Below are 25,599 nucleotides of genomic sequence, written 5' to 3'. Positions count from 1 at the left end.
CTCAGTTCCCAGCCACCGTCCACCACCATGTCGATGCCGGTGATGTAGGAGGCTTCGTCGGAACCCAGTCCGGCGCGACTCCGGTGCCGCCCGGCACCCCGCCGCCCCCGGCGAAAGTCGGTGGCGGACAGACCGGTTCGTCCGGTCCCCGGCGCAGCCGCAAGCGGATCGCGTTGATCGTCACCCTGGTGGCCGCGCTGCTGGTCGCGGGCGGGCTCGCCGGCGGCGAGGCCTGGGCCCGCCACAAGGTCCAGAAATGCATCAGCTCGCAGTTCGAGGCCCAGATGGGCTCCAAGATCGACGTCTCGTTCGGCTGGAAGCCGCTGCTGCTCACCATGTTCGACCACAAGGTCGGCGAAGTCACCGTGAAGAGCGACGATTCCAAGTTCGGCCCGGCCCAGGGCATGGTCGTCAACGCCACCTTCCACGACGTCGAGACCAAGGACGGCGGCAAGCAGGCCAGCGTCGGCAGCTCCAGCGCCGACGTCACCTGGAGCAATGACGGCATCACCCAGACCATGGCCGGTCTGGTCTCGGCCACCGCCTCCGACCCCGCCACCGGCACACTGAGCTTCGCGGTGCTGGGCGGGCTGGCCCAACTGCAGGTCAAGCCGAAGATCGTGGACGGCAAGATCGAGGTGGAGACGCTGCAGGCATCGCTGCTCGGCTTCGGGCTGCCCACCGATCTGGTCTCGGGCATCGTGCAATTGATGACCGAGAGCCTGCAGACCTACCCGATGGGATTGACGCCCAACAAGGTCGAGGTCACCAAGGAGGGCCTGCACATCACCCTGCAGGGCGGAAACACCGTGCTGCAGGCGGATCCGAACGCCCAGCAGCAGCCCATCCTGTGCTGACCGGCCGCCGCTAGACCGGAAATCCTTCCAGCACTGCGCGAGACCGGGACAGCCCCAGCCGGGTGGCGCCGGCGGCGATCAACTCCGCCGCCTGCGCCGCGTCCCGGATCCCGCCGCTGGCCTTCACCCCGAGCCGCCCGCCGACCGTCTCGGCCATGAGCCGCACCGCGTGCGCGCTCGCGCCGCCCGCGGGGTGAAAACCGGTGGAGGTCTTCACGAAATCCGCGCCCGCGCGTTCCGCGGCCCGGCACACCTCCACGATGGCGGCATCGCTCAACGCCGCCGCTTCGATGATCACCTTGAGCAGGGCGCGATCTCCCACCGCCTCCCGCACGGTGACGATGTCGGCGAGCACCGCGCCGTACTCGCCCGCGCGCGCCGCGCCGACGTCGATGACCATGTCCACCTCGGCCGCGCCCTGCTCCACCGCGAGCCGCGCCTCGGCCCCCTTCACCAGCGAATGATGTTTGCCGGAGGGGAATCCCGCGACCGTGGCCACCACCAGACCGGGCGCGCGCACCGGCAGCATGGACGGCGACACGCAGATCGCGAACACCCCCAATTCGCGCGCCTCGGCCACCAGCGCGGTCACGTCCGCGGGGGTGGCATCGGGTGAGAGCAGTGTGTGATCGATCATCTCCGCCACGTCAGAGCGGGAAATCTTCGGCATGAGCACCGAGTTTGGCACATCTTTGTTGCGGGCCGCCGCCGCTGTCACGCAGACTTGTAGGCGTGCTGATCCGTCGTGAACGTACCGGCGATGCCGCCGCGATCGACGCGGTACACCGCAGCGCCTTCGGTGCAAGCCCCGATCGCTCCGCGGCTGCCGACGGCGATTCCCCTTCCTCCCGCCCCTCCGGCGACCCCGTCGAAGTAGGGCTCGTGCACACGCTGCGCGACGACGCGGCCGTCTGGATCCCGACGCTGTCGCTGGTGGCGGAGGTCCACGATCAGGTGGTCGGCCACGTCTGCCTCACCCGCGCGAGCGTGGGCCCGTTCCCGGTGCTGGCGCTGGGCCCGCTCGGGGTGCGGCCGAATCATCAGGCCGCGGGCATCGGCTCGGCCCTCATGCACGCCGCCCTCGGCGCCGCCGACGCCCTCGACGAGCCCCTCGTGGGCCTGCTGGGCAGCCTCGAGTACTACCCGCGCTTCGGCTTCGTGCCCGGCACCCGGGTGGGCATCATCCCGGACCAGCCGGATTGGGCCACCCACTTCCAGGTCCGCACCCTGACCGCGTACGAACTCGAGATCAAGGGCGACTTCCACTACGCGGACCCTTTCTACCGCCTGTGATCGGTCCCGCTCGCCATCGTGACCACTGATTTCGTGCCTCGGTGGTAACTCGTCGGGAATGCCCGAAACAGTCGCGGCACCCGGCCGCCGGCCGCAGGCCTGACCGTCAGCGGCACCCGGTCGCGCGCTGACCTTCCCGGGAGGCGGATACTGCCTGACATGAGTTCCACCCTGGACGACCGTCGCTACGTGCTCACCCTGGGCTGCCCGGATCGTCCCGGCATCATCGCCCGCATCACCTCCTTCATCGCCGATTTCGGCGGATCGATCGTGGAGGCGGGTTACCACTCCGACCTGGAGACCGGGTGGTTCTTCACCCGGCAGGCCATCAAGGCGGCCACCGTGCCGTTCGACCTGGACGAGCTGCGCGACCGGTTCACCGCCGTCGCCGCCGACCTGGGCCCGGAGACCGACTGGCAGCTGCACGACTCCGGGGAGCCCCGCCGCGCGGTGCTGCTGGTCTCCAAGGACGGCCACTGCCTGCACGATCTGCTCGGCCGCGCCGCCTCCGGCGAGCTGCCCGCCACCATCGAGGCCGTCATCGGCAATCACCCCGACCTGGCCGGGATGACCGAGGCGCACGGCATCAAATTCCACTACATCCCGTTCCCGAAGGATCCGGCCGAGCGCGGCCCCGCCTTCGAGCAGATGCGGGATCTGGTCGACGCCCACGATCCGCACGCGGTGGTGCTGGCCCGCTTCATGCAGGTGCTGCCCGCCGAACTGTGCGAACACTGGGCGGGCAAGGCCATCAATATCCACCACAGCTTCCTGCCGTCCTTCGTCGGCGCGCGCCCCTACCACCAGGCGTTCGCGCGCGGCGTGAAGCTGATCGGCGCCACCTGCCACTACGTGACCGCCGAGCTGGACGCGGGCCCGATCATCGAGCAGGACGTCACCCGCATCGACCACTCCGACACCGTGCGCGACATGGTGCGCCAGGGCCGCGATATAGAGCGCGTGGTGCTGGCCCGCGGTCTGCGCTGGCATCTGGAGGGCCGGGTGCTGGTGCACGGCCGCCGCACGGTCGTCTTCGAATAGGACCCGAAAAACCAACGCCCGCCCCGGCTTTCGCGGGGGCGGGCGTTGTCGTTGCCCGAATCAGCCGGCGACGGCGACCGGGTCGCGGCGCGAACGGCGGATCACGCGGTGCAGCTCCACATTGAACGCCTGCTCGGCCTCGATGTTCACCAGATGCCCGGTGGGCAGGATGACGTACCGGTCGAGATGCCCGGCGGTGGCGAGGGTGTCGGCGATCTCGCGCGAATGCACCTCCGGCAGCAGCCGATCGTGCGAACCCGCGACCACGGTGGTCGGGACCGTCAAATGCGCCGCGGCGCCGTGCAGATCGAGTTCGAGCAGACCCCGGGCCACGGCGGCGCGCACCGACGGGCGGCAGGACCGGACGATCGAGGTGCCGAAGAGGATCTGGTCGCGGGTGGCCGACGGGGTCATCAGCCGGTGCTTGGCGATCAGATTGACCGCGCGCCCGCCGGGCAGCGGCACCGGGGTGCCGAACAGCGCCAGCGCCAGCCAGTCCGGACCCGGGATCACATCATTGAGCAGCGGAATCACGGTGGCGCGGTTGGGAATCTGCCGCGCGGCGGTGGTGGCCAGCAGCACCGCCGAGGCCCGCTGCCGGACCTGGTGCGGATACCGGTCGGCCCACGCCTGAATGGTCATGCCGCCCATGCTGTGCCCGACCAGCACCGCGCGACGGCCCGGGGCCAGCACCGCGTCGAGCAGGTCGGAGAAGTCGTCCGCGAGCTGGTCGGCGCTGAAAGGGCGCGTGCCGCTCTCGCTGTCGCCGTGGCCACGCTGATCGAACGCGATCACCCGATACTCGCCGGCGAAGGCGTTGATCTGCGGGTTCCAGTATTCGATGGCGCAGGACCAGCCGTGTGCCAGCACGATCACGTCGCCATCGGCCGGTCCGTACGCGTGAACGCGCAGCTTCACACCGTCCCGTGTGGTGACGGGGAGGACCTCGGTGGGTCGCGGGGAGTTGAGCGATGCGGTCCGGTAGGCCCGGGACCGCAGCCCGGAACGGAAGGGCGCGGTGAGCGCGTCGACGCCGACACCCGCCTCTGGCAGTTTCACCAGCATGAGCACTCCTTTGTGTTCCAGACCACAGTATCGCGCTAACCGGGGTGCTTGCAACAGCAAGCAGGTATATATCTTCTTGCTATACAACAATGTTCGCGGTGCACGACCTCGCGGATAAGGTCCCCCAGGGGTGAGTACGCCCCACCCCTCAGGCGCCCACCACCTGCGCCGGAACTCCGAAAGCGGTCCGGGCGACCCGCGCGAGTTCGGCGTTGAACTCCCGATAGGCCTCCACATTGCCCAGGTGCCCGGTCGGCAGCACCCGATAGGCGTCCAGACTGCCGGTCTCGGTGAGCATCTCGACGATCCGCTCCGCGTGCACCGGCGGGGTCATATCGTCGGCGGAGCCCGCGATGACGGTGGTCGGCACCGTCAGCCGGGCCGCCCCGTGCCCGACATCCAAGTAGGACAACAGGGTTCCGAACCGCCCGCGCACCCGAGCCGGGCAGGACCGCACGATATTGAGGCCGAAGTCGGCGATGTCGCCGACCGACGCCAAGCTCATGATCTGGCGGCGGAACACCCATTTCACGGGTTTGACCGGCGGGAACAGGATCGGCAGGCTCAGCCCGAGCAGGCCCGCCCGGAACGGCAGCGCGACCGCGCCGCGATTGAGGAACGGGACCACGGTGGTCTCGGCGATCAGGTCGCCGGCCGCGGTATTGGTGAGCAGCACCGCGTGCAGCTGCTTGCGCACGCGCTGCGGATAGCGGCCCGCCCAGGCCTGAATCGTCATGCCGCCCAAGCTGTGTCCCACCAGCACGGCCCGCTGACCGGGCCGCAGCGCGGCGTCGAGGACCTCGGCGAGATCGTCGGCGAGCTGATCGGTGGTGAGCGGGGCGGTGCCCTCGTCGCTCTCCCCGTGCCCGCGCACGTCGTAGGCGATCACACGGTATTCCCCGGCGAAGGCGTTGATCTGCGGGTTCCAGTATTCGAGGCAGCAGGTCCAGCCGTGCACCAGCACGATCAGATCGCCGTCGGCGGGACCGTAGGCGTGCACCCGCAGCCGGGCGCCATCGGAGGCGGTGACCGGCAGGACCTCGTAGGGTCCGGCGGGCGGATTCAGGTCCGCGATGCCGTAGGTCCGGCCGCGCAGGTCGGCCCGGTGCGCGAGCACCAGGTCACGGACCTTCCGGCCGAGGTCCGCAGGGTGAGGCAGCGTTGCCTGCATAGGACACTCCTTTGTGTTACTGATAGATACAGTAACCCGGAGTACCGCGTGCTAGCCAGTGCAAGCACCCGAAAAGTTCCCGAGTCGGAATCGAGCGCACACCGCGCCGATCACAAAAAAGAGGCCGCCACCCGGCGAACCGGATGACGGCCGAAAGCCCGAGCCTCCCTACCAGCGCGGCCCGCGCTGGATCTCATCGACCTTGGGCCGCACATCGGCCAGGTAGACGCCCGTCGCGACCACCGCCGCGATACCGAGGAACCCGACCGCGGTCTGCCCCAGCAGCAACCCGCCCAGCGACGCCAGCAGAATGGCGATCCACACCGGCTTGGTCAGCTTGTCCACGGCCGTGAAGGCGTCCGGACGCTGGCGAATCGCGTGCACGAGGGCGAACACCGTCATGCCCATGGCGGCCAGCCACAAGACCCACAGAATCAGTCCGGGTATTCCCATCACCCCACCCATCATACGGAGCGCAGACCCCGCCACCGCGACTTCCGGGCACGACACGAAACCGCGTGGTCCCCGCAACGAGCGTCACCGCCCCGGAACGCGCGTCGCCCCCGCACACCGGAGTGCGCGAGGGCGACAAGCTCTTTCGCGGAACGCGAAGACCTACTTCTTGGCCGGGGCGGCCTTCTTGGCGGGCGCGGCCTTCTTGGCCGGAGCCTTCTTGGCCGGGGCGGCCTTCTTGGCGACGGGAGCCTCGTCCTCGACCGGGGCGGTCTCGGTGGTCACGTCCACGACCTCGGCGTCGACGGTCTCCTCGGCCGGGGCCTCCTCCTTGGCGGTGAAGCCGAGGTACGGGCCGACCTGGTCGGTGACCTTGCCCAGCACGTCCTGGGTCTGGGCCAGCAGGTCGTTGTAGCGGGACTCGACCAGCTCGAAGCGGTCCTCGAAGGCCGGGTTGGCGCGCAGCTTCTCGACGGTCTCCTCGCCGCGGGCGGCCAGGTCGGCGTAGAAGTCCAGCAGCTGGTGGTAGTACTGGTCGACCAGCTTGCGCAGTTCCTCGGTGGTGGCCTTCTCGCGCAGCTCGGCCAGGTCCTCGGGCAGCTCGGACGGCAGCGCCTGCACGCGCTGGCGCAGGGTCTCGGCCTGCTCCTGCAGGTCGGCCGGGAGGTTGGCGAAGCGCTCGCGGGCCTCGTCGATGCGACCCTGCACGTCGGCGGAGGTGGCGCGCTCCCGGATCTGCGAGACGGCGTCGGTCACGGCGGCGTAGAGGGCGTCGCCGGCGCCGACGGTGGCGTAGATCGGCTTGGTGACGGTGGCGGTCAGATTCGATTCGGTCATGGTTGTTCGTTCTCCTGGCGTGGCGGAACTTCGGTTGTGCGTGGCGGAACTTCGTTGTCCCTGTTTCCCCCGGGAACGCCCCCCATTAGCTCCGTTGCGTCCCCTCTGTCCTCGTTCGCCTGGTTCTCCCGGCAAAACGATTCATAGATGTCCAGGAGGACCTGCTTCTGACGTTCGGTCAGGCCGGCATCGGCCAGCAGGGCATCCCGGACCGGGCCGTGCGGCCTCTGCTCGAGGTACCCGGCCCGCATGTACAAGACCTCCGAGGAGACTCGCAGACCCTTGGCGATCTGCGCGAGAACCTCGGCGGACGGGTTGCGCAGCCCGCGCTCGATCTGACTCAAGTACGGATTGCTCACCCCCGCCAGCTGTGCGAGCTGTCGCAGCGAGACCTGGGCGGCCTCGCGTTGCGACCGGATGAAGCCCCCGATGTCGTGAGCCGCGTTGGCTACGCGGCCCGACCGGTCTCCGGCGGCGGACGTCTCCGCTTCGTCGCCTTCGATCGGTTCGGGAACCTCGGGATCGTGCTTCATCACTCACCTTCCGGCGGTTGTGGGGCCAATTCTAGGACGGGGTGCTAACTCTTGCAAGCGCTCTGTTAGCACCGCACTCTCGGTGCCGTGTCGGCAAACACTCAGCGCTTCAACCGAAGCGCTAATTGGTCATTTGTTCAGCCATTGAACAGCAAATGCGAAACGGTGTAGATCACAAGGCCCGCAAGCGAACCCACGACGGTGCCGTTGATGCGAATGAATTGCAGGTCCTTGCCGGCCGCCAATTCGATCTTGCGCGAAGCCTCCTCGGCATCCCAGCGCGCCACCGTGTCGCTGACCAGACCCGCGAACTCGGCGCCGTAGTTGGCGACCAGGTAGCGGACACCCCGCTCGAGCCAGCCGTCCACCTGATCGCGCATCGCCGGGTCCGAGGACAACCGCTCACCCAACTGCCGCACGTTCTCCGACACCTTGCGCCGCAAGGTCGAATTCGGATCGTCGGCCGATTCCAGGATCACCCGCTTGGCCGCCCGCCAGGTGGCCTGCGCCATCCCGGTGACCTCACGCCGGCCCATCAGCTCGGTCTTGATCTTTTCCGCCTTCTCGATCATCGTCTCGTCGAATTGCAGATCGTGGGCGAATTCCTCGAGGAAACGATTGGCCGCCAGCCGCACCTCGTGATCGGGCTGGGTGCGCACCTTCCAGGTGAATTCCACCAGCTCTCGATAAATGCGTTCGGCCAGGAGCGAATTCACGAATTTGGGCGCCCACGAGGGCGCGTCCCGGTTCACGATGCGATCGAGGGTCTCCTGCGAGTCCAGCGCCCACTGGTGCGCGCGCTCGGCCAGCAGGTCCAGCAGCGGGGCCTGCCGGTTGTCGGCGATCAGCTCGTTGAGCACCTTGCCGATGGGCGGACCCCACTGCGGTTCGGCGATCCGCTTCACGATGGTCTGGTCGATGATCTGCTCGACGTCCTCGTCGCGCAGCACGCCGATGACCGCGCGCAGGATCGTCGCGCTCTCGTCGGAGACCCGTTCCGCGTTCGCGGGTTCGGCCATCCACCGGCCCAGCCGCAAGGGAATCTGCGCGGAATTCACCTTCACGGCGACGGCGTCGGGCGAGAGGAAATTGGTGCGCACGAAGTCGCCGAGGCCCTCGCCCACCTGATCCTTCTTCTTGCGGATGATCGCGGTGTGCGGGATCGGCAGGCCCAGCGGATGGCGGAACAGGGCGGTGACCGCGAACCAGTCGGCCAGCGCGCCCACCATGCCCGCCTCGGAGGCGGCCTTGACGTAGCCCACCCACTCCCCGCCCGCGCCGCGGGAACTGATCCAGGCGCAGACGATATAGACGACGGTGGCTACGGCCAGGAAGCCCGTGGCGATGGCCTTCATACGCCACAGCTCGCGCTTCTTACCCTCTTCGTCCAGGAGATCGGCGAACGCTCCGCCGCCGGTGGGCATGGTCTTCATCGGCTTCGGCTCGGTCTGCTCGAGTACCCCGGCACTGCCGGCAGGTTGCTCCATGACTTCCATTCTGGCGCGTGATGTGACGAACTCCCCGCCACCGGGCCCTTCCCGAACGGCGGCGATCCACAGCATGGGAGGCTTAAGCTGAATAGGCCCAGGCCCAGGACGCGAACAAGGAGCCAACGCAGCGTGACCACCAAAGGCAGCGTGAGCGCCGCCGTCGAGGCGGCCACCGGTCCACGCGGGGGTCGTGTGGACGGTCGCAAACGGCGCTGGCAACAGCACAAGATCGATCGGCGCGAGGAACTGGTGGACGGCACCCTCGCCGCCATCCGCAAGCGCGGCGGCGACGCCGGAATGGACGAGATCGCCGCCGAGATCGGCGTCTCCAAAACCGTGCTCTACCGGTACTTCTCCGACAAGCAGGATTTGACCCGCGCCACCATGGAGCGGTTCATCGAGACCACCCTGATGCCGCGCATCTACGGCGCCATCAGCGACGACCTCGACGAATACCAGTTGGTCCGCAACACCTTGGCGGCCTACGTGCACACCGTGGATTCGGACACCGACGTGTACCGCTTCATCATGGGCAACGGCGCGGCGACCGACACCTCCACCCTCGCCGACTTCGAGAAGCTGTTCGCGCAGGTGGTCTCCGCGGTCATCATCGACAAGTCCTTCGACCGCGGCCTGCAGACCGAAGGCGCCATGCTGTGGTCCTACGTGCTGGTCGGCGGCGTGCAGCTGGCGACGGACTGGTGGATCTCCAACCGCACCATGTCCAGCGAGGAGATGCTCGACTACCTGACCATGATGGCCTGGAGCGCCATCGAGGGCATGGTTCGTGCCGGCGGCGACCGGCATTACTTCAACTCGCGCCCGCACGTGCTACCCGATGCGGAGAACACCCGAAACAGTGCTAGCTGACGGCTAGCACTCGAGTTCCCAGTGTGGTTAGTCTGAGGTCGGCGGAGCGCACCCTCTGAGACGCTCGCATCACGGGGTTTCCGCCATGTCGGCACCAACGGGGGTGTTGGCTCCCATGGAGGGTCACTGATGGCGAAAGAGCTGCCCACATCCAGGCTCGCGCGGGGGACGAAGCTGGGAATCGCTGTAGCCGGTAATGCCTTGCGCGCCCAGAAGACCCGGCGCTCCATGCGCGGCCGGTCCGAGGCGGTGCGCGCCCGGATGGCCGAGGAATCCATGATCCGGGCCACCGAGCAGATGGTCATGGTGCTGGGCACCATGAAGGGCGTCGCCATGAAACTCGGGCAGATGCTGTCGGTGCTGGACCTGGATCTGGTGCCGCCCGAGCATCGGGAGCGGTTCCAGCGGCGGCTCGCGGTGCTGCGCGACAGCGCGCCCTCGGTGTCGTTCGAGGTGATGCGGGCGGTCATCGAGGAGGACTTCGGGCAGCCGCTGGAGAAAGTGTTCGCCGAATTCGATCCCGAACCCGTCGCCGCCGCCTCGATCGGGCAGGTCTACAAGGCCACCCTACACGACGGCCGCGAGGTCGCGGTGAAGGTGCAGTACCCGGGCATCGACACCGCCGTGCGCGCGGACCTGAAGAACCTGGCCATGTTCCGCCGCATCCTGCAGTCCGCCATGCCGTGGGTGACCCCGGCGGTGCTCGACGAGCTGCGGCTCAACCTGGAGAGCGAACTCGACTACGTCGCCGAGGCCACTACCCAGAAGCAGATCTCGGACCTGTTCGCCGGGCACCCGTTCATCGTGGTGCCCACCACCTACCCGGAACTGTCCACCACCCGCGTGCTGGTGAGCGAATACTTCCCCGGCCGCGGCTTCGAGGAGATCCGGGAAATGCCCGCGGCCGAACGGAATCGGATCGGCGAGATCATCTACCGGTTCTACGTCGGCTCGCTGTTCACCTTCAACGAGTTCTGCGGCGACCCGCACCCCGGCAACCTGCTGCTCGGCCCCGACGGCCGGGTCGCGTTCCTGGACTTCGGGCTCTACAACCGGATGGATCCCGAACACGTGCGCTTCGAGGCGGTCTGCATCCGCGCGGCCGCCGAGGAGCGGGCCGAGGACCTGCGCGACCTCATGGTGCAGCGCGGCGTCATCGAATCGCCCGAGGAGATCACGCCCGAGGAATGCCTGGAATACGTGCTCGCCGCGTGTGAATGGGCGCTGGTGGACGAGGAACTCACCATCACCCCCGAATTGGCCTCCGGCGCCTTCGTGCTCGCGGTGGACCCGCGCGCCACCGACTTCGAGGGCATGAAACAACAGAATCTGCCGCCCGAGCACCTGTTCTCCCGCCGCGCCGACTTCCTGACCTTCGGCATGCTCGGGCAGCTGGAAGCGACCGGCAACTGGCACCGCATCGCGCGGGAGTGGCTGTACGGGGACGACCCGGTCACCGAACTCGGCCGCGCCCATCACGAATGGCTGGCGAGCCGACCGGCTCCCACGCCCACCACCGGGGCGCCCACCAAGAAGCCCCGCAAGCGCGCCGCCAAGGCGTGACAAACCCAACTCGCGGGGCTCGCCGGGGTTTCGCCCCCGAACCCCCAGAAACAGATTGGTGAGACCTGTGGCCGCAAGGGAATTCGATCTCGTCCTATTCGGGGCGACCGGCTTCGTGGGCAAACTGACCGCGGAGTACCTGCTGGGGGCCGCGCCCGCGGGCGCGCGCATCGCGCTGGCGGGCCGCTCGCTGGAGAAGCTGACCGCCGTGCGCGGCGAGCTCGGACCGGCCGCCGCGGAATGGCCGCTGGTGCAGGCGGATTCGACCGATCAGGAGAGCCTGAACGCGCTGGCGGCGCGGACCACGGTGGTCGTCACCACGGTCGGCCCGTACCTGCGCTACGGGTTCCCGCTGGTCCAGGCGTGCGCGGAGAACGGCACCCACTACGCGGATCTGACCGGTGAGCCGCTGTTCATCCGCGAGTGCATCGACCGGTTCGGCGACAAGGCCGCCGAGACCGGTGCGAAGATCGTGAATTCCTGTGGGTACGACTCGATCCCGTCGGATCTGAGCGTGTATCAGCTGTACCGGCGCAGCGTCACCGACAACACCGGCGAGCTCACCGATGTCACCCTGGTGGCGTGGCTCAAGGGCGGAATGAGCGGCGGCACCATCGATTCCGGCCGCGCGATGATGGAGGCCATCGCCGAGGATCCGGCGAAGGCGTCGGTCATGTCGCACCCGTATTCGCTGAGCCCCGACAAGTCCATGGAACCCGATGTCGGCCGCCAGTCCGATCAGGCGTGGTCGCGGGCCTCGGAGATCGACCCGAGCCTGACCGGCTGGGTGGCGACGTTCATCATGGGCGCGCACAACAGCAAGATCGTGCGTCGCTCGAACGGCCTGCTGGGCTGGCCCTACGGCAAGAACTTCCGCTATCGCGAGGTGATGAGCGCGGGCTCGTCGGCCACCTCGCCGCTGGTCGCCGCCGGCATCGCGGGCGGCATCGTGGCCACCATGGCGACCGGCGCGGTGCTGTCGCGGGTGGCGCTGGGCCGCAAGCTGCTCGACCGCATCGTGCCCGCGCCCGGCACCGGCCCGAGCGAGCAGGCCCGCCGCAGCGGCTGGTTCACCATGCGCACCTTCGCCCACACCACCTCGGGCGCGAAGTACGAGTGCACGTTCGCGGGCAAGGGCGACCCCGGCTACCAGGCCACCTCGGTCATGCTCGGCCAGGCCGGACTCTGCCTGGCCTTCGACGATCTGCCGAAACTGGCCGGCATCCTCACCCCCGCCTCGGCCATGGGTGACGCGCTGACCGAGCGGCTGCGCGCCGCTGACATCACCATCGAGGTCGCCCCCGTCTGATCGGACTCGGCGGTCACGCCGGGGTGCGGTCGATCAGGGCGGTGAGCGCGGCGCGGAGGTCGGGGCGGGCGGCGCCGGAATACAGTTCGGCGAGCGCGATGTCGGCGACCATGGCGATCACCAGGTGCGCCACCGGGGCGGGGTCCGCCCACCCCAGCTTTTCGATATCGGTGGCGATCAGGGCGGCCACGAGTTGATTGCGGGCCGTCACCTCGTCGAGCAGGTCGGCGTCGGTGCGGGATTGGGCCAGGAAGGCTTTCGTGCCGCGGGTGGCCAGGCAGGCGTCGAGGTAGGCGGCGAGGCCGGTGTGGAGGCGGGCGGGGCCCGGCTCCAGCTCGCCGATGGCGGCGAGGACCCGGGCGGTCAGGTCGTCGTGGTAGCGGCGGTGCAGGGCGACCACGTAGCTGCGGCGGTCCGGGAAGTGGTGGTAGAAGGTGCCTTTCGCCATGCCGGCCGCCTGCACGACGGCGTTCACCGACAGCCCGGCCAGGCCGGTGCGGGCGGCCACCTCGGCCCCCGCGTCGAGCAGGGCGTTGCGACCGGGTTCCGCTGGTCGTGGCATGGCCGAAATCCTTTCCTGGGCCGAGACTTTCCCTGAGGGTACACAGCGGGCTAGCCTATGACCGACCGGTCGGTCATGCCCGGCGCGCTGGGGGTGCCGGGCATACGACCGGCACGAGCCTCGGGAGCATCCATGTCGCGATCGGCCGCCGGCCGCCTCACCCTCGCCGCCTTGTTCGCCGCCGCCCTCGCCGCGGGCCCGGCCGCCGCCGACCAGCCCGATCCGTCCTACAGCTACTTCGGCGGGCTGGCCGCCGAGCTCACCGCGCCGGGGCAACCGCCGCCCGGCGCGAACGACTGGTCCTGCGAACCGACCGCGGCGCACCCGAATCCGGTCGTCCTGCTGCACGGACTGGGCAATGACACCGTCGGCTGGAACACCCTGTCGCCGGTGCTCGCGAACGCCGGGTACTGCGTGTTCACCACCACCTACGGCACGGGCGCGCTCGGACCGATGATGGGCGCGGTGACGCCGGTCGAGACCAGCGCCCGGCAGATCACCGACTTCATCGACCGGGTGCGCGCCGAAACCGGTGCGGACCGGGTCGATCTCGTCGGCCACTCGATGGGCGGCGCGGTCCCGTTCTACGCCCTGAACCACTTCGGAGCGGCCCCGAAGATCGACCATTACGTGGCGCTGGGCGCCCCGCTGCACGGTTCGACGGTCAGCGGCCTGGCGAACCTGCAGCCGCTGCTCGAATCCACCGCACCCGGAACGGAATTGGCGGCGCGGTGCGGCCCGTGCCAGCTGTCGCCCGGTTCCCGGGTCGCGGTCGACCTGAACCCGGACCCGGCCATCGCCCCGGCGATTCGGTTCACCGCGGTGGTGTCCCGGTACGACGAGATCGCCACCCCCTGGACCACCGGCCTGCTGGACGGCCCGAACGCCGAGAACGTGGTGCTGCAGGACCTGTGCCCGACCGATTACACCGAGCACTTCGAACTGCCCTCGGATCCGGTGGCGGTGGGCGTGGTCCTCAATGCCCTCGACCCGGCGCATGCCCGGCCCGTGTCCTGCACGCTCGTACTGCCGTTCGCCGGACCGCCGCACCGATAGAAATCCTCCGCCCGAACGCCACAGCTCGCCCACTGCGCTCGCGAGCGACGGCCAGCACCCGCAGAATCTCTCCGGTAGGGTCGCGGGCGGGACGGAGGTGGTTACCTAGAAAGGGGGGTCGGCCACATGAAATGGATCCTGACCCCGGACGAGTTCGCGATCATCTGGACCCGCGAAACCGATCTGGAACGCCGTCCCTACCCGATCGACACGAGTCCGGCGGCATCCGAGAATCCCAGCGGCGCATCGCGATTCGGCCCGCTGCCGCTGGGCGCGCCGATGTCGCGCCACCTGCGCCGCACCGATCCGGATCTGGCCGCGGCGCTGGCGCTGTGCGCCCGCACCGACACCACGACCGTCACCCTCTACGGCGAACGCACCGCCCAGCCCGGGGCCCGGCGCATCCTCGCCTTCGCGGCGGTGGGCCAGCAGCGGGCCGGAATCCTGGTCTCGATGCCGGACGCGGTGACGGTATCGCTGTGTCCCGCCGAGCATTTGGGGCGGGAGCTGGTGGAGATCATCGGGTCCGCGCCGCCCGGACGGCTGGAACCGCTGCGCGAACCCCAGCAGGCCGTGCTGTATCCCGACGCCACCGGAGCCGGGCAGGAAGCCGACCGGTTCCGCCGCAAACTGCGCGAACCCGTCGACGGGCGCGGCTTCATCACCGTCTCGGTGGAACCGGCGAATCCGCTCTCGCCGCCGACCCGGCATCGCACCTGGCTGGACTTCTCCGGCGACGGCCGCTACCTGCTCACCACGGCCGCCGATCTCACGCTGACCCCGGTCACCGACGCGGAACTGGCCGCCCAGCTGGTGCGCCTGGCGCGGGTCTGATCGGCGCGGTTGCCTGCGGGGAACCGCGCCGCGTGCTACGCATGACGCATGGCGAAGGCGACATCCTGGTCCAAACCGGTCACCAAGGCGCTACGCGCCGACGGCATCTCGGTCAAGGACCTGAATCCGGCCACGACCCCGGGCTTCAAGGGCGACAAGCGGGCCGGCGAGGCCCTGCTCGAGGAGCGCCGCGCGGTGCTGTCGGATCTGCAGGAGAAGCTCTACGCCAATGGCCGCTCCGGCGACACCCGCAGTGTGCTGCTGGTGCTGCAGGGCATGGACACCGCCGGCAAGGGCGGCATCGTCCGGCACGTGATCGGCTCGGTCGACCCGCAGGGCGTGGACCACGCGGCCTTCGGGGTGCCGACTCCCGAGGAGCGCAAACACCATTACCTGTGGCGGATCCGCAAGCGGCTGCCGCGCGGCGGGCAGCTCGGCGTCTTCGACCGCTCGCACTACGAGGACGTGCTGGTGGTGCGGGTGCACGAGCTGGTGCCGCCGGAGGTGTGGGGCAAGCGCTACGACGAGATCAACAAGTTCGAGCGCAAGCTGGTCGACGACGGCACCACCGTGGTGAAGGTCGCCATGTTCGTCTCCCTCGACGAACAGAAGAAGCGGCTCATGCAGCGGCTGGAACGCCCAGACAAGTACTGGAAGTTCAACCCCGCCGATATCGACGAGCGCGGCTACTGGCCGCAGTACCAAGAGGCGTACCAGGCGGTTCTGGACCGCACCAACACCGACTACGCCCCCTGGTACGTGCTGCCCTGCGACTCCAAGTGGTACGCCCGCCTGGCCGTCACCGAACTGCTCATCGACGCCCTGCAGGGCCTGAAACTGGACTGGCCGGCCGCCGACTTCGATATCGAGGAACAGAAGAAGCGCCTCGCCCGGGCGTGATCCACGTCCCCACCCGCCCGGCTTGCTGGTTTCTCTCAGGTTCACGGGTGAAGATGGGCCCGCACATGTCGTGACTACGGAAGGTGTGGTGAGCGCAGAGGTGAGCAACAAACCGGGTCGGAATCCGCTGGCGCAGGCGGCCAAGGCCGACCGCAACCGGAAGATCCTCATTCAAGTGGCGGTGGCCGTCGTCCTGCTCGGTCTGGTCGCGGCCATCGGCATCACCTTGGCGACGCGCAAGCACAACGACGACAAGACCGCCGAGGGCTCGAACACCTTCCACTGGAACGCCGAACAGGCCGCCCTGGTGCCGCCGAACCTCACCCCCGAGGGCGCGATCCGGATCGACAACACCGCCGCGCCCGCGCCCGCGGGCAAGCAGAAGGCGTCGGTCCGGGTGGTCGCCGACGTGCAGTGCCCGGCCTGCCAGATGTTCGAGCACGCCAATGCCGACGCGCTGGTCAAGGCCGTGCAGAGCGGCCAGGCGGTGGTGGACTACAACATCATCACGTTCCTGGACCGGGCCTCCAACGGCAACCAGTTCTCGACCCGCGGGGCCGCGGCCGCCTACGTCATGTACGAGACCGACCCGTCCAAGTTCCAGGCCTGGCTCTCGTCCATGTACGAGCACCAGCCCAAGGAGGGCGGCAACGGCATGAGCGATGACCAGCTCATCCAGATCGCCAAGGACGCCGGTTACACCGATCCCGCCGTGGCCCAGGCCATCAAGGACGGCAAGTACACGACCTGGGTGAAGGGGCAGACCGACAAGGTCTTCGCCACCGGCGTGAAGTCCACCCCGACGGTGTACGTGAACGGCACCCAGGTGTCCGACTCCCAGGCCCTCATGTCCTCCGGCGGCATGACCTCGGTGATCGAGAACGCAAGCAAGTGATGATCTCCGCGGGACCCCGATCGGCGTGGCCGCTGCTGCTGGCCGCGCTGATCGGCTGGGGGGCCTCGGTCACGCTGCTGATCGAGAAGTTCAAGTCGCTCACCGAACCCGGCTACCGGCCGGCCTGCACGATCGACTCGACGCTGTCGTGCACCACGGTCATGGCGCACAAGACGGCGTCGCTGTTCGGATTCCCCAATCCGATCATCGGCGTGGTGGGTTTCTCGGTGTTCGTGACCATCGGGGTGTTGCTGGTCTGCGGGATCTCGTTGCCCCGATGGTTCGTCGGCGGCATGTGGACCGGTCTGTTGCTCGGCGTGGCGGCCATTGGCTGGCTGGTCTGGGACGCCACCTTCCAGATCCACGCGCTGTGCCCGTGGTGCATGGTGGTGTGGGCGGTGACGCCGGCCATGTTCGCCATCGTGACCGGACTGCTGTTCGGCCGGTCCCGCGGCGTCGCGCAGATCATCGCGGAGTGGCGCTGGACGCTGGTCGCGGTGTTCTACGCGGTGGTCATCCTGATCGTGTACGTCCAGTTCCAGTCGTACTGGAACAGCAAGTTCTGATCGGCCCGGGCTAGTTCGGCGGGCCGACGGTGAGCGTCACGTTCACCGTCCGGCGCGCCCCGCCCGGTTCGCTGATCTCGAGCCGCACCACATCGCCCGGTCGATGGGCGTTGAGTGCGGCTTTCAGCATTTGTGAGCCCGTGACGGGGCGGTCGTCGAGAGCGGTGATGATCTCACCGTCGGCGAGCCCAGCCTCGTAGGCGGGCAGGCCGTAGATGGCCACGTCGATGCGCGCGCCCGCCGGCGTCCCCGGCGGGGTGGCGGGCTGTGCGTCGGAGGTGAGGATGCCGAGGGTGGCGGTGGGGCCGATGTGCACGGTGTCGGTCGGTGTGCCGGAACGGATCTGGCGGACCACGCCCATGGCGGTGTCGATCGGCACCGCGTAGCCGTTGGGCCCCTTGCCGACCGCCTTCTGCGCCTCCCCGGAGGCGGCGGTGACGACGCCGATCACCGAGCCGTAGCGGTCCACCAGCGCGCCGCCGGACTGCCCGGCGGCGACCGCGGCCGCGACTTCGATCATGCCGCGCAACGACTTCCGCGTCAGGTCGGCCGAATTGCGGGCCACGATGGACGAATCCAGATTGGTGATGGGCCCGCCCACCGCGGTCGGCGATCCGGTGCCGCCGGCGTTGCCGATGGCCAGCACGTCGTCGCCCACGTGCAGCGGGGCGGAACTGCCGATCCGGGCGACCGGGAGCCCGCCCGCGTCCTCGAGATCCAGCAGGGCGATATCGGCCGTGGCGTCGTATCCGGCCACGGTCGCGGTGTAGACCGCACCGGTGCCGACATCCGAAACCGTCACGGTGTCAGCGCCTTTGATGACGTGATGGCTGGTCAGCACCTGACCCTCGGCGCTGAGCACGATGCCGGACCCGGCCGCGCCCATACCGTAGGGGCGGATGCTCGCGGTGATGTTGACCAGCGCCGGTTCCGCGACCCGCGATACCAGGGTGACGTCCAGCGGCGGTAGCGGCGGGCCGCTCAGCCCGGCGGTGGCGGTGTCGTCGCCGAAGGACCAGCGGGGCAGTTCACCGCGGTAGCCGAGGAATCCGGTGACGCCGAGCACGACCACCACGATCAGCGCGAGTACCCGGCCGCCGCCACCGCGTCTGTCGCTGTCCACGGACCCTCCCGATCGCGGTTCGGCCGCCGGTTCGAGCATGTGTCTCTCTACCGGTGTACCAGCATTTCAATGGCTCAGTGCCACAACGCCCAATATGAAAAGCACACCGGCCAGTGTGCACACCAGCGGTCCGCGGGCGGGTTTGCCCGCGTGTGCCTCGGGCAGGATATCGGCCGTGGCGAGGTAGAGCAGGAAGCCCGCGAAATATCCCAAGAACAGTCCGACCAGTCCGGATGGAACCTTGACCATCGTGCCGATCACCGCACCGAGCACCGGGGCCACGGCATCGAGCCCGAGCATGATCAGACCGCGCTTGCGGGCATTGCCGTACAGCGTGGCCAGCGTGAAAGTGTTGAATCCGTCCGCGAAGTCGTGACAGATCACCGCGATGGCCACCGCCACGCCCGTCGCCGCACCCGCCTGGAAACCGAATCCGATGCTGAGACCGTCGAGGGTGCTGTGGAACACCAGTCCGGCCGCGGCCAGCAGACCCAGCGAACTGAAGTCGTGATTGTGCTGGTGGGCGCCGAATTCGTCCTCGTGTCCGGTGTGGATGGCCATCGACCGCTCGATCACGTGCACGGTGAAGAAGCCGACCACCGCGGCCAGCAGCGGCACCGGGACGCCGAGCGCCTCGCTGTGGTCCAGTTCGAGGGCCTCGGGCATCAGATCGAAGGCGACCACGCCGAGCATGACGCCCGCGGCCAGCCCCAGCACCAGTCGCTTGCGCTCGCCGATGCGCACCGCGAGCAACCCGCCCACCAGGGTCGAGCAGAACGACAGGAACGACAGCAGAATCGCCATTCCGCCAGCATGACCATCGATTGCCGGGCTTTCGCGGATGCCGCGCCGACCGTGACATACCGGACGGGTGGGTTTGAGCTCCAAGTCCGGCCGGAGTAGGCATGACTACATGACCACCGCCACCGCTTATGCCGTGAACGCCCCGGACGGGTCCTTCGAGAAGGTCGCCATCGAGCGTCGCGAGCTGGGCCCCCACGATGTGCTGATCGACGTGAAGTACGCGGGCATCTGCCACTCCGACATCCACACCGCCCGCAACGAATGGCACGGGACCGCCTACCCGTGCGTGCCCGGCCACGAGATCGCCGGCATCGTGGCCGCCGTCGGCTCGGAGGTGACCCGGCACCGAGTCGGCGATCGGGTCGGCGTGGGCTGCCTGGTCGACTCGTGCGGCGAGTGCGAGCCCTGTGTGGCCGGGGAACAGCAGTACTGCACCCGGGCCGCGGTCTGGACCTACAACTCCCCCGTTCCCGCCGAACAACAGGCGGGCGGGCGCACCCTGGGCGGCTACTCCACACAGATCGTGGTGACCGAGGGCTTCGTGCTGTCCATTCCCGATGGCATCGGGCTGGATGTGGCCGCGCCGCTGCTGTGCGCGGGCATCACCCTGTTCTCGCCGCTGCGGCACTGGAACGCCGGGCCGGGCAAGCGGGTCGCCATCATCGGCATGGGCGGGCTCGGGCACATCGGCGTGAAGATCGCCGCCGCCATGGGCGCGGAGGTGACCGTGCTCAGCCACTCGCTGTCCAAGCAGGAGGACGGCCGCCGGTTCGGCGCGCACCACTACTACGCCACCGGTGACCGCGCCACCTTCAAGCAGCTGCGCGGCAGCTTCGACCTGATCATCAACACCGTGTCCGCGGACCTGCCGATCGATGACTACCTCAAGCTGCTGCGCCTGGACGGCAGCCTGGTGGCGCTGGGCCTGCCCGACCAGCCCTACAGCGTCCGGGCCTCCACGCTGGCCGGCTTCCGCCGCTCCCTGTCCGGCTCGATGATCGGCGGCATCGCGCAGACCCAGGAGATGCTGGACTTCTGCGCCGAGCACGGCATCGGCGCGGAGATCGAGGTGATCTCCGCAGACCGCATCGACGACGCCTACGAGCGCGTGATCGCCTCCGACGTGCGCTACCGCTTCGTCATCGACACCGCCACCATGTGACGCCACCGGGGATTTCGCACCGCCCGGCGCGAAATCCCCGGTGCTGCCCGCTGTTCCGGCGCTACTGGCCGGACTGCTCGCGCAGGGCCTGCTTGGCGGCGTCCTGGACCTTGTCCACGGCGCCGGCGAACTTGCCGTCGGTCTGCTGGTCCAGCGCGTCGCCGGCCTTGTCGATCAGCGGCTCCAGCTTGTCGGCGTGCTGGCCCGCCAGCTCCGCCGCCTTGCCCGCCGCGTCCTTCAACTGATCGAACATGCCCACGGTCCACACTCCTGTCTCGAAACTACGTCGAGGACAGGCTATCTCCGTACGGCGGGCCGGACCGGGGCAGCTCAGTTCGCGGGCGGCGGGCTGAAGACGCCGAAGCGATTGCCGGAGGTGTCGAGCAGCTCGGCGAAGACCAGGCCGTTCGCGGCGGTCACGGGCTGCAGGAAGACCTTGCCGCCCTGCCCCTCCGCGGCGGTCAGGGTCGCGGGGACGTCCTGGACCAGCACATAGAAGATGGCGTGATTGGCCGCGGCGTCCTCGACGTGCGCGACACCGCCGGCGGGCATCTCGTTGCCCGGGTAGGTGATCAGGTCGTAGCCGTTGTCCTGGTCCGGGTCCTGTGCGAAGTTCCAGCCGAACAATCCGTTGTAGAAGGTCTTCACCGAGTCGGGCTGGTCGCTGCCGACCTGGAACCAGGCGACGGTGTTGAAGGGCGGGGTGGTCATGTCTGTCTCCCGTCATGGTGGATGTCGATTGCTCCACCACGATCGCGCCGCCCGGCGACAACCCCCTGTCGGTGTTTCCCGATTTTCTGTCGGAGTTTCCGACCTACCCGAGCGAGATCATCCGGATCTCGTGCACCGGTTCGGCGGGGCTGCACATCTCGATGGACCGTTCCGGCCCGATCCGCTCGGTCAGCTCGATCGCCTTCATCCGGTCGAGCCGGAAATTGCGCGGTTCGTCGCGCAGCAGACACCAGGCCAGCAGGTACCAGCCCCGGCCACCGTGCAGCAGCGCCACCGGTTCCACCTCGCGCTCGGAGAGCACGCCCGCGCGATCCAGGTACTCGATGCGCAGTACCCGCCGCGCCACCACCGCCTGCTCCACCTCGGGCGGCACCGGCATGGGCGCGACCGCCTCCGGCGATTCCAGCAGCCGCACCCGCAGCGCCAATTCCCGTGCGGCGGCGGCGTTCCGCGCCGACATGGCGGCCAGGATCTTGCGCAGCGCGCTGCGCCCCGCCTCGGCGAACGGCCCGCCGTCGGCCCGCGCCACCGCGACGGCCAGCGCCACCGCCTCGGCCGCGGTGAAGTTCAGCGGCGGCAGCGACATGCTCTTCTCCAGCGCGTACCCGCCCCGCCGCCCGACATCGGCGTAGATGGGCACCCCCGACTGCTGGAGCGCGCTGATATCGCGTTCGACCGTGCGCACGCTCACCCCGTGCCGCGCGGCCAGTTCCCGTGCGGTGCGCAGACGCGGCGACACCGCCCGCAACTCCTCGACGATCGCGTAGAGCCGGTCGGTGCGGTTCACGCCGACACCATAGCCAGGCCCACCGACAATTCCGGGCGGCCGCGCACCATTCGGGACAGCGAACGCGGGAACCCCGGTCCGATCGGCGGATCGAACCGGGGTTCCGGGGTGAGAACGCTACGGCCTCAAGCGGTTTCGCCCGCGGCCGCTTCCGCGCGGCGGCGGACGCGGCGGGCGGCGGCGACCAGATTGCGCAGCGACGGATCCAGCTGCCAGTGGTGGCGGGTCTTGAGACCGCCGTCCGGGTTGGCCCACAGCCGTTCCGGGCTGACGGCCGCGGCGGCCGCGGTGAGCAGCTCGTCGAGTTCGTCGATGTCGGGGATCCGCGCGGACCTCGATTCGTAGACGCCCGGGCCGACGCCGTGGGTGAGGCCGCGGCCCTCGGCGCAGTCCTCCTTCAACGCCTCCAGCACCCATTCGATGGAGCGGGTGGCGACGATGGCGGTCACGTCGGCGTCGAGTTCCTCGATGGCCGCCACCACGTCCCCGCGGCTGGAATAGCCGATGTGCGTGTGGATCTGGGTCTCGGGCTTGATGCCCGAGGTGGCCAGCCGGAACGCGCCGACGGCCCAGCGCAGGTACTCGGCCTGCCCCTTCTTGCGCAGCGGCAGCAGCTCACGAATGGAGGGCTCGTCCACCTGGATGATGGCGATGCCCGCCTTCTCCAGGTCCGTCACCTCGTCGCGGATGGCCAGCGCCACCTGGTCGGCGGTCTCGTAGAGCGGCTGGTCCTGGCGCACGAAGGAGCGGGCCAGCATGGTGACCGGGCCGGTGACCATGCCCTTGACCGGTTTGTCGGTGAGCGACTGCGCGTACGCGGTCCACGACACCGACATCGGTTCGGGGCGGGCCACATCGCCGTACACGATCGGCGGCCGCACGCAGCGGGAGCCGTACACCTGCACCCAGCCGAAGTGGGTGGTGGCCATGCCGTCCAGCTGTTCGGCGAAGAACTGGATCATGTCGTTGCGCTCGTGCTCGCCGTGCACCAGCACATCCAGGCCGATGTCCTCCTGCAGCCGGATGGTGGACTCGATCTCGGCTTCGATGCGCTTGCGGTACTCGTCGAACGACAGCCGGCCCTGACCGAGGTCGTGGCGCGCCTGCCGGGCGGTCGCGGTCTGCGGGAAGGAGCCCAGCGTGGTGGCGGGCACCAGTGGCAGCTGAAGTTTGGCCTGCTGGGCCAGCTTTCGCGTCGCGTACGGTTCGCGCACCCGCATCTGCGGGGTCACGGCGTAGACGCGCTGGCGCACCGCGTGCTTCTGCTTGAAGTGCACCGAGGTCGGCTTCTTGCGCCACTTCTCCGAGGGGCCCTCGGTGAGCGCCTTGGCCAGCGAGACCACTTCCAGCACCTTCTGTTTGGCGAAGGCGAGGCGGTCGGCGACATTGCCCTCCAGCTCGTATTCGCGCAGCACGTCGTAGGGCACGTGCAGCAGCGAGGCGCCGGTGGACACCACCATGTCGGGGCAGACCTGGGCGAGCGCGTTGAGGTATTCCAGCGTCACGTACCGGTCGGCGCGCCACACATTGGTGCCGCTGATGACACCGGCGTAGAGCCGCTTGCGCCTGATGCCGGGGATGGCGGCCAGGTCCTCGGGCCGGACCCGGTGACTGGCCAGGTCCAGGCCGATGGCCTCGACCGCGGTGCGGCACAGGATTTCCACGGCCTCACCGAAATCGCCGTACGAGCCGGTGACCAGCATGCGCGGACGCAGCGGGGCCTTGGACAGGCGCTGGTAGGTCTTCTCGAACAGCTCCATGGTGGAGGGCGAGCGATCGCTGGTGAAGCAGGGCTCGTCCAGCTGCACGCAGGTGGCGCCGCGCTTGGCGAGGATCTCGAACAGTTCCTCGTACACCGGTAGCAGCTTGTCGAGCAGCACCAGCTTGTCGAATTCGGTCTCGCCGGGGACGTGACCGGTCTTGGACAGCAGCAGCAGCGACAGCGGGCCGAGCACCACCGGCCGCAGTTCGATGCCGGCGGCCTTGGCGCGGTCGAACTCGTCGAGCAGCGCGTCGGGGTGCAGGGAGAATTCGGTGTCGGTCTCGAGTTCGGGCTGCCGGTAGTGGTACGGCGTGTTCAGCAGCTTGACCAGCTCGAGCGGCGGCAGGTCGGGCCGGCCGCGAGCCATCAGGAAGTAGAAGTCCAGCGGGTCCAGGCCCTCCCGGTGGGGCTCGAACCGCTGGGGGACCGCGCCGAACAGCAGCGCGTTGTCGAGAATGTGGTCGTAGAAGGAGAAGGTGTTGCCGGGGACCTGGGTCAACCCGGTGGCGGCCAGCTCCAGATACTGACTCTCCTGAATCTCGCGCCCGACCGCGAGCAGTTCGTCACGAGAGAGCGTGCCGTGCCAATAGGACTCGAGCGCACGCTTGAGTTCGCGGTGTTGCCCGATCCGCGGGTAACCCAGAATGCTGGACCCGAATCCGTCGGCGACGTTGACCATGAGAAGGACACTCCTTCCGAGCTGCGGGCTAACCCGCCTCTCCGCGCCTTCAGGCCAGACTAAGAGCCGTAGCCAATTCACACGCGGCCGGCGGTCAGGTGCAGCACCAATTTTGGACGTACCCGACGAGTTACCCGATTCCGACGAAATCAGTTGTCACGTTACCCGCAACAAAGAACCGGGCGACTCATCGTTTGGCTGCTTCTAGCCTGCTGCTTCTAGCCGCGGTTGTACTGGTAGAAGCCCGCTCCGGCCTTCTTGCCCAGCAGTCCCGCCTCGACCATGCGCATCAGCAGCGGCGGCGCGCTGTAGAGCGGCTCCTTGAACTCGGCGTACATGGAGTCGGCGATGGACTTCACGGTGTCGAGGCCGACCAGGTCGGTCAGCGCCAGCGGGCCCATCGGGTGGGCACAGCCCAGCACCATGGCCTTGTCGACGTCTTCCTTGGTGGCGAAACCGGATTCGACCATGCGGATGGCCGAGAGCAGGTAGGGCACCAGCAGCGCGTTGACCACGAAACCGGAGCGGTCGGCCGAGCGCACGACCTGCTTGCCCAGCACGTCGGCGGCGAACTGCTCGGCGCGCTTGGTGACGGTCTCGGTGGTCTTGAGGGTGGTGACCAGCTCGACGAGCGGCAGCACCGGCACCGGGTTGAAGAAGTGCATGCCGACCACCCGCTCCGGGTTGTTGGTCGCCACGGCGATCTTCATGATCGGAATGGAGGAGGTGTTGGAGGCCAGCACCGCGTTGGGATCGGTGACGACCTTGTCGAGTTCGGCGAAGATGGCGGTCTTCACGTCCTCGTTCTCCACGACGGCCTCGACCACCAGCTGGCGGTCGGCGAAATCGCCGAGGTCGCTGGTGAAGCGCAGCCGCCAGGCGGCCTGCTCGCGCTCGCGCTCGGTGATCTTGCCGCTGGACACCCCGCGGTCCAGCGACCGCAGGATGCGGGCGCGGCCGGCCGCGGCCAATTCACGGGTCTGTTCGAAGACGAGCACATCGACGTGTGCCCGGGCGCAGACCTCCGCGATGCCCGCACCCATCTGTCCGGCACCGATGATGCCGACGCGCTGAATCTTTTCGCTGCTCACGTCCCGCTCCTGCTGTTTGGCCGTCGTGGCTGTGGATGAAGGCGTCGTACTAACGGAAACGACCCTGCGCCTTCGTAAGGTCTTGAAAATCAGGTCTCGCAAAAACGTTATAAGGAAATGCCCTCCCCGCCGGGGCTGTCGACGGGAAGGGCGGGTGAACACCC

At 68.7% G+C, this 25,599-nt stretch carries 27 protein-coding genes; 12 read left to right on the top strand and 15 right to left on the bottom strand.

All coding sequences use genetic code 11. The features are described from left to right. On the top strand, window positions 1-857 hold an 857-nt coding region (locus ACWELJ_RS08620), incomplete at its 5' end, for an LmeA family phospholipid-binding protein (RefSeq protein WP_452365552.1). Window positions 858-867: 10 nt separating this feature from the next. Here the strand turns inward: ACWELJ_RS08620 and deoC are convergent. Continuing rightward, window positions 868-1,494: a deoxyribose-phosphate aldolase gene (deoC, locus tag ACWELJ_RS08615; RefSeq protein ID WP_452365551.1), complete on the bottom strand. Its 627-nt coding sequence runs from the start codon at window positions 1,492-1,494 to the stop codon at window positions 868-870. Window positions 1,495-1,589: 95 nt separating this feature from the next. On the opposite strand from deoC, the gene ACWELJ_RS08610 reads away from it, so the two are divergent. Then, complete coding sequence (locus tag ACWELJ_RS08610; RefSeq protein WP_452365550.1) at window positions 1,590-2,150, top strand: GNAT family N-acetyltransferase; 561 nt, start codon at window positions 1,590-1,592, stop codon at window positions 2,148-2,150. 159 nt (window positions 2,151-2,309) lie between these two features. After that, complete coding sequence (gene purU, locus ACWELJ_RS08605; protein WP_452365549.1) at window positions 2,310-3,191, top strand: formyltetrahydrofolate deformylase; 882 nt, start codon at window positions 2,310-2,312, stop codon at window positions 3,189-3,191. Window positions 3,192-3,251: 60 nt separating this feature from the next. Here purU and ACWELJ_RS08600 read toward each other — a convergent pair whose 3' ends face one another. The 6 genes from ACWELJ_RS08600 to ACWELJ_RS08575 all read right to left on the bottom strand — a co-directional run bounded on the left by ACWELJ_RS08600 (window position 3,252) and on the right by ACWELJ_RS08575 (window position 8,683). Further along, on the bottom strand, window positions 3,252-4,256 hold the full coding sequence (locus tag ACWELJ_RS08600; protein WP_452365548.1) for an alpha/beta fold hydrolase: 1,005 nt from the start codon (window positions 4,254-4,256) through the stop codon (window positions 3,252-3,254). A 148-nt stretch (window positions 4,257-4,404) separates the two neighbouring features. Then, the gene (locus tag ACWELJ_RS08595; RefSeq protein ID WP_452365547.1) at window positions 4,405-5,427 is read right to left on the bottom strand and encodes an alpha/beta fold hydrolase; all 1,023 of its coding nucleotides are present in this window, start codon (window positions 5,425-5,427) and stop codon (window positions 4,405-4,407) included. Between the two features lie 168 nt (window positions 5,428-5,595). Continuing rightward, window positions 5,596-5,880 (bottom strand): DUF2516 family protein, encoded by a 285-nt coding sequence (locus ACWELJ_RS08590; RefSeq protein ID WP_357090891.1) that lies wholly within the window; start codon window positions 5,878-5,880, stop codon window positions 5,596-5,598. Window positions 5,881-6,042: 162 nt separating this feature from the next. Then, a complete protein-coding gene (locus ACWELJ_RS08585) occupies window positions 6,043-6,717 on the bottom strand; it encodes a heparin-binding hemagglutinin (protein ID WP_452365546.1) in 675 nt (224 codons plus the stop codon). Further along, entirely contained in the window at window positions 6,714-7,250 is a 537-nt protein-coding gene (locus ACWELJ_RS08580; RefSeq protein WP_452365545.1) for a helix-turn-helix domain-containing protein, read from the bottom strand. The genes ACWELJ_RS08585 and ACWELJ_RS08580 overlap by 4 nt, the downstream gene beginning before the upstream one ends. Before the next feature lie 137 nt (window positions 7,251-7,387). Continuing rightward, complete coding sequence (locus tag ACWELJ_RS08575; RefSeq protein WP_452365556.1) at window positions 7,388-8,683, bottom strand: DUF445 domain-containing protein; 1,296 nt, start codon at window positions 8,681-8,683, stop codon at window positions 7,388-7,390. A 186-nt stretch (window positions 8,684-8,869) separates the two neighbouring features. Here ACWELJ_RS08575 and ACWELJ_RS08570 point away from each other — a divergent pair, with 186 nt between their 5' ends. From ACWELJ_RS08570 to ACWELJ_RS08560, 3 genes are all read left to right on the top strand, one after another. Further along, window positions 8,870-9,610 (top strand): TetR/AcrR family transcriptional regulator, encoded by a 741-nt coding sequence (locus ACWELJ_RS08570; RefSeq protein ID WP_452365544.1) that lies wholly within the window; start codon window positions 8,870-8,872, stop codon window positions 9,608-9,610. Between the two features lie 129 nt (window positions 9,611-9,739). Then, window positions 9,740-11,173 carry an ABC1 kinase family protein gene (locus ACWELJ_RS08565; RefSeq protein WP_452365543.1) on the top strand — a complete coding sequence of 478 codons (1,434 nt, stop codon included), beginning with the start codon at window positions 9,740-9,742 and terminating at the stop codon, window positions 11,171-11,173. 67 nt (window positions 11,174-11,240) lie between these two features. Beyond that, window positions 11,241-12,482, top strand: coding sequence for a saccharopine dehydrogenase family protein (locus tag ACWELJ_RS08560; RefSeq protein ID WP_452365542.1), 1,242 nt, complete (start codon window positions 11,241-11,243; stop codon window positions 12,480-12,482). A gap of 13 nt (window positions 12,483-12,495) precedes the next feature. Here ACWELJ_RS08560 and ACWELJ_RS08555 read toward each other — a convergent pair whose 3' ends face one another. Continuing rightward, a complete protein-coding gene (locus ACWELJ_RS08555) occupies window positions 12,496-13,044 on the bottom strand; it encodes a TetR/AcrR family transcriptional regulator (RefSeq protein ID WP_452365541.1) in 549 nt (182 codons plus the stop codon). Window positions 13,045-13,176: 132 nt separating this feature from the next. Here ACWELJ_RS08555 and ACWELJ_RS08550 point away from each other — a divergent pair, with 132 nt between their 5' ends. From ACWELJ_RS08550 to ACWELJ_RS08530, 5 genes are all read left to right on the top strand, one after another. Continuing rightward, window positions 13,177-14,100, top strand: a complete 924-nt coding sequence (locus ACWELJ_RS08550) for an esterase/lipase family protein (RefSeq protein WP_452365540.1) — start codon at window positions 13,177-13,179, stop codon at window positions 14,098-14,100. A gap of 126 nt (window positions 14,101-14,226) precedes the next feature. Further along, window positions 14,227-14,934 (top strand): ESX secretion-associated protein EspG, encoded by a 708-nt coding sequence (locus ACWELJ_RS08545; protein ID WP_452365539.1) that lies wholly within the window; start codon window positions 14,227-14,229, stop codon window positions 14,932-14,934. A 48-nt stretch (window positions 14,935-14,982) separates the two neighbouring features. Beyond that, entirely contained in the window at window positions 14,983-15,834 is an 852-nt protein-coding gene (locus tag ACWELJ_RS08540) for a polyphosphate kinase 2 family protein (RefSeq protein WP_452365538.1), read from the top strand. An 88-nt stretch (window positions 15,835-15,922) separates the two neighbouring features. Next, window positions 15,923-16,729 (top strand): DsbA family protein, encoded by an 807-nt coding sequence (locus ACWELJ_RS08535; protein ID WP_452365537.1) that lies wholly within the window; start codon window positions 15,923-15,925, stop codon window positions 16,727-16,729. Further along, window positions 16,729-17,295: a vitamin K epoxide reductase family protein gene (locus tag ACWELJ_RS08530; RefSeq protein WP_452365536.1), complete on the top strand. Its 567-nt coding sequence runs from the start codon at window positions 16,729-16,731 to the stop codon at window positions 17,293-17,295. Before ACWELJ_RS08535 ends, ACWELJ_RS08530 begins: the two co-directional genes overlap by 1 nt. A 10-nt stretch (window positions 17,296-17,305) precedes the next feature. Here ACWELJ_RS08530 and ACWELJ_RS08525 read toward each other — a convergent pair whose 3' ends face one another. Together ACWELJ_RS08525 and ACWELJ_RS08520 are read right to left on the bottom strand one after the other, a co-directional pair. Then, entirely contained in the window at window positions 17,306-18,418 is a 1,113-nt protein-coding gene (locus tag ACWELJ_RS08525; protein ID WP_452365535.1) for a S1C family serine protease, read from the bottom strand. Window positions 18,419-18,484: 66 nt separating this feature from the next. After that, window positions 18,485-19,222 (bottom strand): ZIP family metal transporter, encoded by a 738-nt coding sequence (locus ACWELJ_RS08520; protein WP_452365534.1) that lies wholly within the window; start codon window positions 19,220-19,222, stop codon window positions 18,485-18,487. 109 nt (window positions 19,223-19,331) lie between these two features. On the opposite strand from ACWELJ_RS08520, the gene ACWELJ_RS08515 reads away from it, so the two are divergent. Further along, window positions 19,332-20,384, top strand: a complete 1,053-nt coding sequence (locus ACWELJ_RS08515) for an NAD(P)-dependent alcohol dehydrogenase (RefSeq protein WP_452365533.1) — start codon at window positions 19,332-19,334, stop codon at window positions 20,382-20,384. Window positions 20,385-20,445: 61 nt separating this feature from the next. On the opposite strand, the gene ACWELJ_RS08510 is transcribed toward ACWELJ_RS08515, so the two are convergent. The 5 genes from ACWELJ_RS08510 to ACWELJ_RS08490 all read right to left on the bottom strand — a co-directional run bounded on the left by ACWELJ_RS08510 (window position 20,446) and on the right by ACWELJ_RS08490 (window position 25,435). Continuing rightward, on the bottom strand, window positions 20,446-20,637 hold the full coding sequence (locus ACWELJ_RS08510; protein ID WP_357281948.1) for an antitoxin: 192 nt from the start codon (window positions 20,635-20,637) through the stop codon (window positions 20,446-20,448). A 77-nt stretch (window positions 20,638-20,714) separates the two neighbouring features. Beyond that, a complete protein-coding gene (locus tag ACWELJ_RS08505) occupies window positions 20,715-21,095 on the bottom strand; it encodes a VOC family protein (protein WP_452365532.1) in 381 nt (126 codons plus the stop codon). A 103-nt stretch (window positions 21,096-21,198) separates the two neighbouring features. Further along, on the bottom strand, window positions 21,199-21,903 hold the full coding sequence (locus tag ACWELJ_RS08500) for a helix-turn-helix transcriptional regulator (protein ID WP_452365531.1): 705 nt from the start codon (window positions 21,901-21,903) through the stop codon (window positions 21,199-21,201). A 125-nt stretch (window positions 21,904-22,028) separates the two neighbouring features. Beyond that, window positions 22,029-24,344 (bottom strand): 5-methyltetrahydropteroyltriglutamate--homocysteine S-methyltransferase, encoded by a 2,316-nt coding sequence (gene metE, locus ACWELJ_RS08495; RefSeq protein ID WP_452365530.1) that lies wholly within the window; start codon window positions 24,342-24,344, stop codon window positions 22,029-22,031. A 218-nt stretch (window positions 24,345-24,562) separates the two neighbouring features. Beyond that, on the bottom strand, window positions 24,563-25,435 hold the full coding sequence (locus ACWELJ_RS08490) for a 3-hydroxybutyryl-CoA dehydrogenase (RefSeq protein WP_452365529.1): 873 nt from the start codon (window positions 25,433-25,435) through the stop codon (window positions 24,563-24,565). Window positions 25,436-25,599 lie beyond the last annotated feature (164 nt).

The sequence above is a fragment of the Nocardia sp. NPDC004582 genome, assembly GCF_053602115.1.
Note: the sequence above shows the minus strand (reverse complement) of the source record. Positions and strands in the feature narration are given on the sequence as shown.